12 protein-coding genes and 3 pseudogenes are annotated in these 14,425 nt (G+C 42.5%); 5 read left to right on the top strand and 10 right to left on the bottom strand.

What is annotated here, in order from left to right:
• Positions 1–7: 7 nt before the first annotated feature.
• From V8V91_RS04085 to topA, 7 genes and pseudogenes are all read right to left on the bottom strand, one after another.
• Entirely contained in the window at positions 8–1,384 is a 1,377-nt protein-coding gene (locus tag V8V91_RS04085; RefSeq protein ID WP_373398881.1) for a YfcC family protein, read from the bottom strand.
• Positions 1,372–2,424: a serine hydrolase domain-containing protein gene (locus V8V91_RS04080; RefSeq protein WP_373398880.1), complete on the bottom strand. Its 1,053-nt coding sequence runs from the start codon at positions 2,422–2,424 to the stop codon at positions 1,372–1,374. The genes V8V91_RS04085 and V8V91_RS04080 overlap by 13 nt, the downstream gene beginning before the upstream one ends.
• Before the next feature lie 113 nt (positions 2,425–2,537).
• Positions 2,538–3,474 (bottom strand): annotated as a pseudogene (locus V8V91_RS04075) (DUF5996 family protein).
• 45 nt (positions 3,475–3,519) lie between these two features.
• Positions 3,520–4,251: an NAD-dependent deacetylase gene (locus tag V8V91_RS04070; protein ID WP_373398879.1), complete on the bottom strand. Its 732-nt coding sequence runs from the start codon at positions 4,249–4,251 to the stop codon at positions 3,520–3,522.
• A gap of 29 nt (positions 4,252–4,280) precedes the next feature.
• Complete coding sequence (locus V8V91_RS04065) at positions 4,281–5,531, bottom strand: carboxypeptidase-like regulatory domain-containing protein (RefSeq protein WP_373398877.1); 1,251 nt, start codon at positions 5,529–5,531, stop codon at positions 4,281–4,283.
• The gene (locus tag V8V91_RS04060) at positions 5,518–5,943 is read right to left on the bottom strand and encodes a topoisomerase C-terminal repeat-containing protein (protein ID WP_373398876.1); all 426 of its coding nucleotides are present in this window, start codon (positions 5,941–5,943) and stop codon (positions 5,518–5,520) included. Before V8V91_RS04060 ends, V8V91_RS04065 begins: the two co-directional genes overlap by 14 nt.
• Positions 5,913–7,868, bottom strand: a complete 1,956-nt coding sequence (topA, locus tag V8V91_RS04055; protein WP_373398875.1) for a type I DNA topoisomerase — start codon at positions 7,866–7,868, stop codon at positions 5,913–5,915. The genes V8V91_RS04060 and topA overlap by 31 nt, the downstream gene beginning before the upstream one ends.
• Before the next feature lie 155 nt (positions 7,869–8,023).
• Here topA and V8V91_RS04050 point away from each other — a divergent pair, with 155 nt between their 5' ends.
• The 4 genes from V8V91_RS04050 (at position 8,024) to V8V91_RS04035 (ending at position 11,180) form a co-directional block, all read left to right on the top strand.
• Positions 8,024–8,491, top strand: a complete 468-nt coding sequence (locus V8V91_RS04050) for a histidine phosphatase family protein (protein ID WP_373398874.1) — start codon at positions 8,024–8,026, stop codon at positions 8,489–8,491.
• Positions 8,492–8,847: 356 nt separating this feature from the next.
• Positions 8,848–10,023 (top strand): histidinol-phosphate transaminase, encoded by a 1,176-nt coding sequence (locus V8V91_RS04045; RefSeq protein ID WP_373398873.1) that lies wholly within the window; start codon positions 8,848–8,850, stop codon positions 10,021–10,023.
• A 12-nt stretch (positions 10,024–10,035) separates the two neighbouring features.
• A complete protein-coding gene (locus V8V91_RS04040; protein WP_373398872.1) occupies positions 10,036–10,830 on the top strand; it encodes a hypothetical protein in 795 nt (264 codons plus the stop codon).
• Entirely contained in the window at positions 10,797–11,180 is a 384-nt protein-coding gene (locus V8V91_RS04035) for a hypothetical protein (RefSeq protein WP_373398871.1), read from the top strand. Before V8V91_RS04040 ends, V8V91_RS04035 begins: the two co-directional genes overlap by 34 nt.
• A 74-nt stretch (positions 11,181–11,254) precedes the next feature.
• Here V8V91_RS04035 and V8V91_RS04030 read toward each other — a convergent pair.
• Positions 11,255–11,999 (bottom strand): annotated as a pseudogene (locus tag V8V91_RS04030) (DUF1080 domain-containing protein).
• 268 nt (positions 12,000–12,267) lie between these two features.
• On the opposite strand from V8V91_RS04030, the pseudogene V8V91_RS04025 reads away from it, so the two are divergent.
• Positions 12,268–13,127 (top strand): annotated as a pseudogene (locus V8V91_RS04025) (neutral zinc metallopeptidase).
• 6 nt (positions 13,128–13,133) lie between these two features.
• Here V8V91_RS04025 and V8V91_RS04020 read toward each other — a convergent pair.
• Together V8V91_RS04020 and V8V91_RS04015 are read right to left on the bottom strand one after the other, a co-directional pair.
• Positions 13,134–14,102, bottom strand: a complete 969-nt coding sequence (locus V8V91_RS04020; protein ID WP_373398870.1) for an NRAMP family divalent metal transporter — start codon at positions 14,100–14,102, stop codon at positions 13,134–13,136.
• Complete coding sequence (locus tag V8V91_RS04015) at positions 14,093–14,377, bottom strand: divalent metal cation transporter (protein WP_373398869.1); 285 nt, start codon at positions 14,375–14,377, stop codon at positions 14,093–14,095. Before V8V91_RS04015 ends, V8V91_RS04020 begins: the two co-directional genes overlap by 10 nt.
• Between the last annotated feature and the right edge of the window lie 48 nt (positions 14,378–14,425).

Genomic DNA, 14,425 nt, shown 5'->3' with positions numbered 1-14,425 from the left:
AAAGGTTCTAAGCAAAATAAACTATGCCTAAAATAACAGAAATCAACCCCAAAACCATCAAAAGCAACCAGCTTTTCAAAATATAGGAGAACCATTGGTTGTAATTCACGCCTGCAGCGGCGATCACTGCCATCATCCCGCCATTGGTGGGGGTTACTAAATCCATAAATCCTGCGGGATATTGATAGCTCATGACTGCGATATGCCTGGAAATCCCAAGCAAATCCGTTAGTGGGGCTGTCAAAGGAGTGGTTAGTACGGCTTGACCCGATGTACTGGGTACCGGAATATGGATCAGTCCCTGCGCCAGAAACATTCCAATGGCTGCCAATTGGGTAGGGAGTTCTTCCAAAGGGGAAAAGAGTCCCTGAATCAATGGGTCGATGATCGCAGAATTTTCAAGGATGATATAAATGCTTCTCGCGAGCCCTACAATCACTCCGGCAAAAATCATCTCTCCAAAACCTTCGGTAAAGGCCCTTGCTGTTCCGTTAACTCCCAGGTTGCCGATGATGCCACAGCTAAATCCCACCAGGAAAAACAAGGCAGACATTTCATTGAACCCCCAATCTTTTTGGGTGATGCCCCAACCCATCGATAGAATCCCCAGCGTCATGATGAATAGAATGATTTTCTTTCTGGTAGAGATAAAAACCGGCTTAAATGTGATGGTGGCCTGTTCTACATGTTTGATTTTTCCATTCCAGATATGATATAATATCCAGGATAAAACAATGAAAATAAATAGGAAGCTTCTAAACCAAAGACCTTCACCTAACTCTAGGTTGGCAATTTTGAGAGAAAGCAAAGAGCCAAAAGGATTGATCGGGGAGCAAGCTCCTCCCACCAATGCCGTTCCCAAACTCAATGCTAAGATGGATCGGATATCGTAATGCAACTTTTTGGCTAAAATCAATAAGACAGGGGCTAAGGCAATGACTTCTTCTTGCATTCCAAAAGTGGCACCACATAAGGCAAATACCAATCCCAGGAAGAGGAGCAACAGAAATTGCCGTTTTCGAAACGTATAGATCAATGCCTCAATGCCAATATGCAGCGCTCCTGTTTTTTCAATTACATAGAATGCCCCTCCGATCAATAAGATCAATACCAATATATCCGCACCTTCTATGATTCCTTCCGGAACGGCCAATAAGATGTCATATACACTTGCATTTTGATCCTCCACTTCATGAAAACTTCCCGCGATGACAATTTCCCTACCGGTACTTTCATCAATTTCCCTCTCAAATACCCCTGAATGTATGAAATAGGTGCTGATCCCTGCAATTACTATAAATACCAACATGATGATAAGCGGATGGGGAAGTTTCTTTTCATGTGGAAGGGGGATAGATGAGAGGATTTGCACTAATTGATCCATGATTTTTTTCTGAAATTCTTTGAATCTCGGGTGTTCACAAGAAGGATCAGTCCCAAGTTCTGGTTAGGTGAGTAAATCAAGAGGGAGCTATATCCGGCTTGACCCCCATAATGCCCATGCCATTCACCGGTTGCCAGCTGAATTTTCTGGAATCCCAAAGGAGCCTCGCCGCTTTCAGGGGTAAGCCAGTTCAGCTCTTCCTGAAATATTCCCATTTCACCCCGAAGAAGGTGAATGAGAAACAGGTTCAAATCTTCAATGGAACTAATGAGACCTGAAGAGGGGGATGGGCTTCTTTCAAAAGTGATGGGGCGGGGTTCCATTCTCCTCCAAACTAATGTTTCCTGGTATCCCACAGCGGGGATGGTGTCGATGGGCCATTGCTTGGTAAAGAACGAGTGAGTCATTCCTGAAGGAATAAGAACATTGGTTCTCAGGTAGTTCTCAAAGGATTGCTGCGACGATTCCTGAAGGAAAAATCCAAGCATATCAAAATTCCCATCATGGTACTCATACGGAAGACTGTCAGGGATCTGATGATCCTCCATCCATAAATGGTCCCCGTATTCCTTCAGAGGCTTCGCTACATCTGGAGAAAATAGTTTCTTGACCAATCCCGGATTCTTCAAGCCCGTTTGATGTTCCAGAAAATCCCTAAAAGTTAATTGCCCCAGCTGATTTTCAGCGGATGTTGGAATGCTTAAACTTGAAATCCGTTGGTCTGCCTTGATATCTATGGTGGATAGGAAATTTGCGATCGCAAGGGCGGTAAATAGTTTTGAAATGGATGCAGTTGGAACTAAGGTTTTGACTGAAAAAGAATCCAGGGTTTGTAGGTTTTGATAGCCAAATGCATTCTGATAAATGATTTTTCTATCTTTTACAATTCCCACTCCAATTCCTGCAAGCGTATATTCCCTTAATGAGTTTTGGAGCAAGGAATCAATTTTATCCTGCACCGTCTCAACCGTAACTATGGGAATTACTTTGACTTTCGGATAACTGTTCCACCAATCCAGAATTAAAAAAGAACAAACCACAAGGCAATTGCCGAAAGGATTATTCTAGTTTTATTTTTCATTATCAATGGGTTGGTGTTAATTCATTAATGTAACACTTTACGTGTTTTTTAGAACTAAAATGAACCCGTTTTTCATGATTTTTTTTCTAAATGAGAAAAATCACAATCTAAATTTTCACGGTCCCAATCAGCTACTTTACACGCTGCCTCATAGGAGCTTTGCAAAAAGGAAAGTAGTGTTTCAGCCGGATTGGCAGAGGTCCGTAACTCCTCATAATTCAACATAAATTCCCCCATGCTTTCGTTCCAATAGGCAGTGCTGGGCTGAATTTGCTGATTCTGAAAATCTGGTGAATTGGGGTAAATATAAGCGTAATATACCGGGGTAGGGTATGCATTACTTCCAGGCCAAAAACCAAAGCTACAAACCTCATGGGAATACGCTTCCTGCATGACTTCTAGCGGCATATTGGGCATTTCACCTTGGAATGTAGGGGCTTTTCTTCCGGAGAATCTGGTATACGCCAGGTCAAATGAGCCCCAAAAGAAATGAATAGGGCTTTGTTTACCGGTGAATTTACTTCTGAATTTCAAGAATACATTTTGAGTTTGAACCAATATTTTCCAGAAGTTTTGGGCTTGGTTCGCTTGGTAGGGGATTCGCTGGGAGTTTTTGAAAAAGGAATGGCACCAGCTATTTCATTTGGCATATCATGGATTTTTACCTCAATTCCCAGGAATTTGAGTTTTTCCATCAACAATTCATAGAAACTGGAAACAGTTTGCCCGCCCAGTGAGAACCGGTCTCTGGTACCAGAACTGGTTTTTATTTTAAGTTCATGGTGGATGAAATCAAACATGATTTCAAAAAGCCCGTGTTCATAAGGAATATTTCCGGTAGTCAGCCCTTGGTGATCCACGTAGAGCGATACATGCCAGGAATGGTTCTGCCATGGTGTTTTTTAAGCCTAACCTTGCCGACAACCTGGGTCCATTGATGAACAAGCGTGATTGTTTCTTTACATTCCTCAAATTGAAAAACTGGCCAAGGAGACTTTTTAGTTGCCATAGTAAAAATTTTTTATTCAAGATATGAAAATGAAAAACTGAATTCCTATAATTCTCCTAAAATAACACTTTCCAAATGTTTCAATCCCTCACTGGCCCTTTTTTCTATACAAAAGACATCTTTAGTCAAAGCAGAGTTTGGGATGACCACATCTACTAAGAACTTTTTAGCTTTTTTGGGGACATAATCAATGAGACCTGCTGCCGGATAAACCTGTAAGGAAGTTCCAACGACTATAAAATAATCGGCAGATGCTGCATGATCAATTGCCTCTTCCATCTTCGGGACAGGCTCCCCAAACCAAACGATATGTGGTCTGAGCTGACTTCCCAGTTCACAGCAATCACCTTCTTTGATTTCCCATCCTTCCATCGGATACACTAGATTCGGGTTTTTGCTGCTTTGGGCTTTTGATAATTCCCCATGCAAATGAATGACATGGGAGGATCCACCACGTTCATGAAGGTCATCCACGTTTTGGGTAATGATGGTGACGTTAAACCGCTGCTCTAATCTTGCTAATATTTTATGTGCCTCATTCGGCTGACAGGCCCTCGCTTGCTTTCTCCGTTGATTGTAAAACTCCTGGACCAGCGCCCGGTTCCGTCTCCATCCTTCGGGTGAAGCAACCTCCATGATGTCATGGTTTTCCCAAAGTCCATTGCTATCTCTGAAAGTTTTTATTCCACTTTCCTGGGATATTCCTGCACCTGATAAAACGACCAGCTTTTTTTCTCCATGGTTTGGTAAAAATAGTAGGTAATCAAATTTCTTCAAAAAAATCCATAGGCAAGGAACCCCATGGACTATTTCTCATCGGTGGGAACAAAATCAATTGGCATTAAATCGCCGACTCTTTCCCAAGCCATGTACCCTTCTACCATGATCCCTAAAGGATCATCAAAGCTTCCTGATGCAAATAATTCCACCCTTGGATCATTCAGTTTTATTTTGGAAATCTGGTTGGATTTTCTGTAGCTACCTAATGGGGCCCCAGGGTATTCTCTTGCCATCGGTTCCTTGGTGTACGTAATATGGATGTGGTCAGAAAAATTCAGAAATATCCTTCCTTCTTCTTTTTCTCTATCCAATAGGGATTCTGGATCAAGTGCTTGTTGCTGTAGGACTAAAATGGAATCAGGTAGGGTGGATTTGGACAAGACATGCACTTGGATGCTGTCCTTAAGAGCGGTGGAGGTACTGCTTTTAACTAAAGATCTGGCCTCCTCCATTATCGCTGGGCTAGGTTTGTCGGGATTAGGGATGGATTTCATTTTTTGGAGGACATACCCTTCCTCTTCGCTAACCCCTAAATACAGACAATGAATAAGATGCTGCAAACTTCCCCGGTAGGCAAGGCCTCTGTTTTTCTGGAATTTTTTAGCCTTTGCCCTTTTTACATCTTCATAGGGAATGAACAAGGGATATCCCTTATATAGGATGGTTTCTTTTTTAAAATCATATTCAAAATCAACCAATAAAAACTCCACATGATACCCCAAATTGGGGTTGTCCAGTTGAATGGGATTTTTGGCACTCACTTGAAGGATATCCGGATGGGACTCTCTGTCCAGAAGTAAGTCTTTTTCATTATCGATTCGTACGGATTGCCCGTTTTTTGAAGTGCCTAAGAAATACTTTTTGAACAGTTCCAGGTTGCGGTACCAGATCGGATCCCGTTCTTCTTCCACATCTATTTCCTCCAGTTCCTGATCCTCGGAATTAAGTTGAACCTGAAAGCCTTTTTTGGGAAGACGATTGGTATTGATTGAAAATGTCAAGGGTTCATACCCAAGCATTCGAACAAGCACATTGTAACTTCCATCGGGTATGGACAAGGTGAATTCTCCCTGTTCATCTGCTGTGATTCCCAGGGTGGTATTGGTTAAAAAGATGCTGGCATAGGGAATGGGAGTCTCCGTGCTGTATTCAATCACTCTTCCTTTCAAGGTGTTTTGGGCTTCGGAAGAGTTGGAGAATACTACCAACAAAAAAGCCAAAATCAGTAGACTATGAACTGATTTTGGCTTGGATAAAATGATCCTATTGAAAGGCATAAGGCGATAATTTCTTAGCTTTTCTTTTTAGCGAATCTCCCTTTTTCTTTGGTTCCGGTTGATTTTCTATAATATCAATGGTTTCCTCATAGGTCAGGTCTTCTGCTACCTTATCTTTCGGGATTTTGAAATTTTTCTTACCCATTTTGATATAAGGTCCCCATCTACCATTTAATACCTGGATTTCAGGGTTTTCATCAAAGGATTTGATGTGTTTTTTCGCATCGGCCTCTCGCTTGTCCTTAATCAGTTGAATGGCTTCCTCTTCATTGATACTCAGTGGGTCTTGATCTTTGCCTAAAGAGAAGAAAGCACCATCATGTCGAATGTAAGGACCGAACCTTCCGATGGCAGCCACCATCTTTTTGTCTTCAAACATTCCTACGTCTCTAGGAAGCTTAAATAATTCCAAAGCCTCTTCAAGGGTAATGTTTTCAATAAATTGTCCTTTTTCAGACTGGCGAATTGTTTGTCCTCGTCCTCATTGTCACCGATCTGCACCAAAGGTCCAAATCTTCCCAGTCGTGCGGTGATGGTTTTACCATTTTCAGGGTGCGTTCCGATCACTCGGCTGGTATTGATGTCTTGACGGGAAACCTGTTCCGTTTCTTCTACGCTGTGGTGGAAATTGCCATAAAAGGAGTCGATCATGTCCTGCCAGACCTGACCTCCCGAGGCAATGTCGTCAAATTCTTTTTCAACACGGGCGGTAAAGCTGAAATCAATGACATTTGGAAAATGCTCCACCAGAAAATCATTGACCACCATTGCAATATTGGTAGGGAATAATTTCTGTTTTTCTGCTCCGGTGATCTCAGTCTTGGTTTCATCTTTGAATTGACCATCTGCAATGGACAGTTCCACATAATTCCTAGGTAGGCCATCTCTGGATTCTTTGATGACATACTCCCTTCTTTGAATCGTAGAAATCGTTGGGGCATAGGTGGAAGGTCTTCCGATTCCCAGTTTTTCCAATTTCTTCACCAAAGAAGCTTCCGTATATCGTGGTGCCGGTCTGGAGAAGGTTTCTTTCCCTTTCATCTCCTGCAAAGCCAGTTCCTGCCCCACCGTAAGCGGAGGAAGTAGTGATTTGTTGGCATTGTCATCATCTTCCGGCTCATCATCTGTGTCTTCCAGGTATACTTTTAAGAACCCGTCAAATTTGATGATTTCCCCGGTAGCCACAAGGTTCAAATCAGAATTGGAAATGTCGATTGTGATGGTGGTTTTCTCCAGCTGTGCATCCGACATTTGGGAAGCAATGGCTCGCTTCCAGATTAAATCATACAGTCTTTGTTCGTTTCTGTCTCCCGAAATTTGGTTGACGGAAAAGTCGGTTGGACGAATGGCTTCGTGTGCTTCTTGAGCCCCTTCCGATTTCGTGGCGTATTTTCTGGATTGATGGTATTGTTCTCCATAAGAATCATGAATCGCATTTTTTGCAGAATTCATGGCATCATCAGATAGATTGGTACTATCAGTTCTCATGTAGGTGATTTTACCCGCTTCATATAGCTTTTGGGCCACAGACATGGTTTGGGCCACAGAAAAATACAACTTCCTACTTGCTTCCTGCTGCAGGGTAGAAGTAGTAAATGGGGCCGCAGGGGATTTCTTGCCTGGTTTTTTTTCGAGATTTCCCACGGAGAAATCTGCTGCCAAGCAGGATTTTAAAAACTCCTCTGCTTCCGCTTTTGTATCAAATCGCTTAGGGAGTTCAGCTTTAAAGGTTTTTCCGGAAACCTCAAAAATAGCGGTAATCCTAAAGCTAGACTTCGCTTTGAAATGTTCTATCTCACGTTCTCTATCCACTATTAATCGTACGGCCACAGACTGAACCCTTCCCGCGGAAAGTCCTGTCTTTATTTTCTTCCATAGGATAGGGGATAGCTCAAAACCCACCAATCTATCGAGGATTCTCCGGGCTTGTTGCGCATTGACTAAATCGATGTCAATTCCACGTGGGTTTTCGATGGCCTTGGTGATTGCATTTTTGGTGATTTCCCTAAATACAATTCTTTTCGTTTGCTCATCTTTCAGTTTCAGCACCTCTTTTAAGTGCCAAGAAATAGCTTCTCCTTCGCGGTCATCATCACTCGCCAGGTAGATCATCTCAGAATCTTTGACCAATGATTTAAGGTTTTTGATGACCTCTTTTTTATCGGCAGTAACCTCATAAGTAGGTTCAAACCTATTTTTGATATCAATTGCTTTATCTCCTTTTGGGAGATCTCTCACATGGCCATAGCTGGAAACAACCTTATAATCACTACCTAGGTAGCCTTCAATGGTTTTGGCTTTGGCAGGGGACTCGACAATGACAAGGTTTTTCGACATAAAAATCAATTTTATTTTGGGCTCTTATGCCCGATTTGGATTGCTAAAAATAGAGGGCATACTTTTTTGTTCCAAATAAATAAAAAATATGAAGGAAGAATTGGAGGGATTTTTGATGAAATATTGGTGTAAATAAAGGACCTAATCTTATCAATATGAAGCGTTTATTTTTATTAAGGCATGGAGAAGCAGGTTTTTCGGAAGGAACAGATTTTCAAAGACAATTGACAAACAAAGGCAAAGAAAAGTTGAATCAATTGGGAAAAGAACTCCAAAGTAGATCGCTTTCTATTGATTTTATGTTTTGTTCCACTGCTGAACGAACCATGCAAACAGCCGGAATTATCCAGCAGTATATCTCAATCAAAGAAGAGATATTCTTAAGGGATATTTACGAAAGCAATCTCGGTGGATTGATCCATATCCTGGAAGGATGTCCTACACATGCGGAGTCTTGCTTAATCATAGGTCACAATCCCATCCTGAGTCTGTTAGTCTCTCATATTTCTGGGGAGAACTACATTAATATGCAACCGGGAATGATGGCATGCCTGGATCTGGAAATCTCTGATTGGAGCATGGTAGGTGTGAACACCGGTTCTTTGATTGAAATTCTCCAATGACCTGTTTTTTGGGATTGCCATGATTCCCTGTTAGTTCTAGTATATTTTTTAACCCAAAAATTATTTTTTATCAAAATATCACTGATTAGTGATTTCTTTTTAAACCTATTTTCTATAAATTCACAAAAAAAATGGAGTAAATGCTTTTTAAAACACCTTGATGTTTTAAAAACTGCAAAATCCAATGATTTTTACAATAGACCCACCTGACCGGAAGCATTTAATCCCGGATATGATTACCAGAGCCTAAAGGAAAGTGCTCCCTAAAGAATACCTGTGTTCTCCTTCTTACAAGGAAGGAGGGTGCTTATAATTGAATACCCTTCAAAGAAATATATACCCTAACCATTGAAACCATGTTTAAATCAATGAACAGAAGAGATTGGATGAAAACGAGTTTGCTATCTGCAGGATCCTTGATAGCTGCTCCTTCTTTCGCTTTGCCAACTAGAAAAGCAAGCACTGCATTTTCATATGCTCCAGAAAGTATACTCGGAGAATATTTACCGGATTTTCCGATCGCTGAACCAAAAATGGTCGCTCGGTTAAATGCAAATGAAAACCCTTATGGGCCAGCTCCCCAAGTAATCAAAGCAATTGCCGAAGCAGCAGCCTCAGGAAACCGTTATGCGCATGGTGATGCCAATACCTTGATCTCCATGATCGCAGAAAAAGAGGGGGTGACCCCGGACCATATTATGTTGGGCCCTGGATCTACGGATCTTTTGGAGAAAGTGGCCATTACCAGATTTCAACATGGGGGAAATATAATTGCAGCAGATCCTTCTTACATGTCTTTGATCAATACGGCTCAATCCATGGGAGGGACCTGGAAGCCCGTACCTCTGACTGCAGATTATGCACATGATCTTCCTGCCATGGAAAGCGCCATCGATTCAGAGACCAAGCTCATTTATGTATGTAATCCAAACAACCCCACAGGTTCTATTACCAATTCAGCTGATCTGAAGAAGTTTTGTGCATCTGCATCAGAAAAGACCCCGATTTTCGTCGATGAGGCCTATCTGGAATTCTTGGATGATGCGGCTTCTCAAAGCATGGTGGGCCTTGTAGCCGAAGGAAAGGATGTAATTGTTGCGAGAACATTCAGTAAAATCCACGGAATGGCCGGATTAAGAATCGGATACATCGTGGCTACCCCAGAAAGAATTGAAAGCATTACCAGTATGGTAAGGAGCACCATGGGACTTTGTTCAACTTCTTTAAAAGGAGCCATTGCAAGTATGAAGGAAACCCAGTTTATGGGAGAATGCAGAGGATATAATTCAGAATGCCGTGAATTTACCAGGAATGCGATTGCTTCCTTGGGCTATGACATCATTCCATCTTATACCAGTTTCATGATTTTCCCTATTGAAATGAATGGCAAGGAGTTTTTGAAAGCCATGTATGATTCAGGGGTTGGAATCCGGGTGTTTGACATTAATAATAAGGACTGGTGCCGCGTAAGTATGGGAACCAAATCCGAAATGGAAATTTTCGTCGAAACATTCAAGAAAGTAACCGCCTAAGACAGCCTTTATATGTCCATCGCCTTACAAAAAACATGTTCGCTTTTATTGCTGATCCTAATCGGGTTCCTGTTGAAAAACAGGCTGGTAAAAGATGAACATAAAAAAGGCCTTAAAACGATTATTCTTGATTTGGCATTACCTGCCATGATCTTTGTTGCCTTATTAAAAATAGAGGTTGATTCAGAGTTGATGTTTCTCCCTCTATTGATTCTAGTGTGGAATGTGACCATGCTTTTTACCAGCAAGTTCATTTTGCCATTATTGGGGTTCTCAAAAGATAGTGCCGAGATGCGGACTTGGTTGTTGATGATTCCATCCCTTGCCCCGGGATTGTCCTGTTTCCCGTTTTTACTGGAATATCTTGGAGAAGATGCCTTGGCCTGGGGAGCCTTGGCAGATATTGGCAACAAAGTATATGTATTGATCTTTTCTTACCTCCTGGCCATGGGCTGGTATTACAAGCACATGGGATTGGGGTCCCGGTCAAACGGGCAAAAAGTAAAAGAATTGATTCTATCCATGTTTCAGGAGCCGATCAACTTGGTGATCCTGGTAGCCTTGCTATTGCTTTCTTTTGGCCTAAGACTGGAGAACCTTCCAGGATTCATCAGTGAATCTATCCTGATGTTGAAAGATGTGATGACTCCTTTGGTATTGCTGTTCATTGGGGTTTCGGTAATCCTGAAGAGAGAACAGATCCAGTCCATTGCTTCTGTATTGATCTTAAGAGCGGGCTTCAGCTTGGTTCTAAGTGCGGATTTATTGCATTGGTGGATTTGCCAAGTGAAGCGGCCGTATTATTAGCGGTGGTATTCCCTCTTTCGGCTTGTTCATTTTGGCCCTTCGCACATATGTCGGCAGTACGTCACCTGGAAAGGGATCAGGAGATAGAGGTTGAACAAGGGACCTTTGACCTGGGATTAGGGATCAATATTCTGGCGGTTTCCCTACCATTGAGCACGGTGTTGATTTTGGGAGTGTTCAGCTCTGGAAGTTATTTCACCGTTCCCTTGCATGTATTGACGGTAGGAAGCGTGATGATTTTGGTTCCATTGATTCCCAGAGTATTCTCTTGGATAAGAAATTTAGAATTTACCGTTCCTTTTTTAGATCAAAAGGAATTGAAAGACAGTTCTGCTGAAAGCAGATCATAACAATGGGTTTGATTATTGATTAATTTGCAAAAGCCCGGATTTTTGTCTGGGGCTTTTTTTGGTGGGCGTACCTTTTAGAAATCAGTGCTTTTACCATCTAAATCCAATTTTTTGATCCAGATATTTCTATAAAAAACATCATGTCCCTCTGCCTGTAGCTTTAAGCCTCCCGGAGTGTCAGTAATTCCTTTCCCTCCGTCATTTCCTCCGTCGATGCCGGAATTGGGGCCTCCCCACACTTGTTGGATGGGTTCGTCTTCATGGATTTTGATGCCATTGAAATATATGGTGGTTCTGGCCTTTTCTGTCAACACGCCATTTTCAAATCTTGCCGCTTTGAAGACAATATCATATGCATTCCATTTTCCTGTACCGTTGTAGGCATCGGTAGATGGTATTTTTCATTGATGATGGCCGCCATTCCATGGTTGGTATTGTCTCCATCCAGAATTTGGATTTCATACCTGTTCTGCAAATATACTCCGCTGTTTCCTCCTGGATCTTTTACAAAAACTCCACATGTGCCCTGAAATCCCTGTATTTGGTTTTTGTCACGATATCGGCCGCTCCGTATTTTCCTCCGGCACCGGCAGGATCGTTGCTGCTGATGACTGGTCCTCCGTCTACTGGATCCGTGGTAGCAGGCCATTTGATGGGCAGGGTACTGGAAAACCTTGGACCTTCCCAGTATTCCCAGTTTTTATGCAACATTTTTTCGGTGCCGTCCAGTAAAAGTTTTGCCCCTTTAATGGGCTTGACCCCAACTCCTGTTTGGGCATAGGCAGAAATTGAAATGGCAACCATCAGGAGTATTGCCATCGCTGAATTTGTTAGAAATCGTTGGATTGTAGGTTTTAAAAGCATGTGCTGGGTATGATTGAATTTAAATTAATTGATTTAAGCCACGATTGTGAATATGAAAAATAGCTATTTTTATCTATTGATTGGTTATTGGACTTACCGAATCTATTCCCAGTGGTCCAATTTACCTAATCTGTTCAAAGGGCGATACCGGTCCAATAATATGTTTAACCAACAAATTTTTACCCAATGAAATGGCAAGGAAAAAGACAAAGCTCCAATATAGATGACAGAAGGGGAAAAAGTGGTTCAGGAATGGGGGAGGAGGATTCAATCCACTTCTGATCGGCCCTCTGTTAAAAATACTTTTTCAAAGACCGGCTTAATCATCGTGGGGATCCTGGTGGTATTTTCCATTGCAACAGGAACCAACCCCTTGACTTTTATTGGAGGGATGATAAATGGGGGAGGTCAGGGATTTGCCACAGAAAGCACGTATGAGCCCACGGCAGAAGAGGAATTGTTGAAAGAGTTCAGTGCCACGATTTTGGCCAATACAGAGGAAGTATGGAACCGGGAATTGGAAAATTATCGTAATCCCACCCTGGTGTTGTTTACCAATGCTGTTTCATCTGCCTGTGGAAATGCTTCTGCTGCAACCGGCCCCTTTTATTGCCCGGCAGATGAGAAGCTATACCTGGATTTAAGTTTTTTGAGGATATGGAGCGAAAATTAAATGCCCCGGGTGATTTTGCCCAAGCTTACGTGATCGCTCATGAAGTAGGACACCATATCCAAAAAATAATGGGGATCACCGATGAGGTCCACCAATTGAGAGGGCAACTAAGCGAGAAGGAATACAATCAATATTCGGTAAGGTTGGAACTCCAGGCTGATTTTCTGGCAGGAGTATGGGCGCATCATAGCCAGGAATCCATGGACTGGTTGGATGCAGGTGATTTAGAGGAAGCACTCAATGCCGCCAATGCGATAGGGGATGACCGATTACAGAGACAATCGGGAAGAAGAGTTGTTCCGGATTCCTTCACCCATGGCACCTCGGCCCAGCGGGTGAGATGGTTTAAGAAAGGATTTGATACAGGGGATTTATCCCAAGGGGATACCTTCAGCGCTACAGACTTATAAAAGACCTTACCAGATTCCGAAAACTGTACCGATACTTTTTAGCCCAAGGACCAGGGTGATGATCCAAATGGCCAGGTATAAAAGATTGCTCCTGAAGCTGCTCTGGAGGTTTCCCATGATGGATTTTTGAGCACCTACCCAGATGATCCATCCACTGATCAGGGGTAATAAAATCCCGTTTGCCAATTGGGACAAGGTGATTAGTTGGACCGGTTTGATTCCAAAGGAGGCAAAGGTCAAGCCTAGTATCAGGACCAAGCTCATGGATATCCTCATGGTTTTGGATTTTAGATCCTGATCCCATCCAAAAATCCCACATACTACCAAAGCAGCGGCTAAGGGGGCCGTTAGCGAGGATGTTAAACCCGCGGCCATAAACCCTATGCCCATCAGGTATTTTGCAGTGGCACCAAAGACGGGTTCCAATCCTTTGGAAACATCTAGGACATTGCTCACTTCCGTGCTCATGCTACCTGCACCTACCAGAAGGATGGCCATGGATACCAGGCCTCCCAGGATCACAGAAATCCCGATATCCTTTCTCATCCAAGAGATTCCTTCTTCTTTTTTCCATCTTTTATTGGCTAGACTGGCATACAAAAAGAGATTGTATGGGACCACGGTAGTCCCTATCAAAGAAACGATGGTCAGAAATTCCTGGTTGTTCCAGCTGGGAATAAACCCTTTGAAAACCATAGACCAATCTGGCTTCGTAAGTAGGGCCGTTACCGTAAAGGCAATGGACATTAAAATGACCAGCGCAATGAATAACTTCTCGAGACTTTTGTAGTTTCCTACATACAAGAGTGTCAACGAAACGGCTCCGATCAGAAAATTCCCGGTCTGTAGCGTGAATACTCCAAACTGCAGGGTGGGGGCCTTCCAAAATATTTCAAGTCCTAAATTGGCACCGGTAATATTTCCTGATTCGTAGGCAGCATTCCCCAATACGATGGCCAGCAAAACTAAAACCATAGAAATAAGTTTAAAAAAGTATTGGATTTGCTGTTTCGTAGCAATTGGCTCAAATCTTGTCCTGTACTGATGCCTATTCTTCCTGAAATTTCCTGGAGTGCAAGTGTGGCACAAATGGATAAAATCAAGGCCCAGAGCAGGGAGTACCCAAAATTTACTCCGGCAAGGGTGCAGACCGTAACAGTTCCTGGCCCAATGAATGCCGCGGCAATGACCGGTCCGGGACCAAGGTTTTTGAAAAATCGGGAAATAGACAAATTGAAAGTTTTCTGCAAAATAGAGATTTAAGAGATTTTTGTAGATTTTAATTGAAAGCAAATAAA

It is taken from the genome of Algoriphagus halophilus, from assembly GCF_041729275.1.
GTDB classification, from domain to species: Bacteria; Bacteroidota; Bacteroidia; order Cytophagales; family Cyclobacteriaceae; genus Algoriphagus; species Algoriphagus halophilus_A.
The sequence above is the reverse complement of the archived record's forward strand: the minus strand, read 5'-3'. Positions and strand labels throughout refer to the sequence as shown.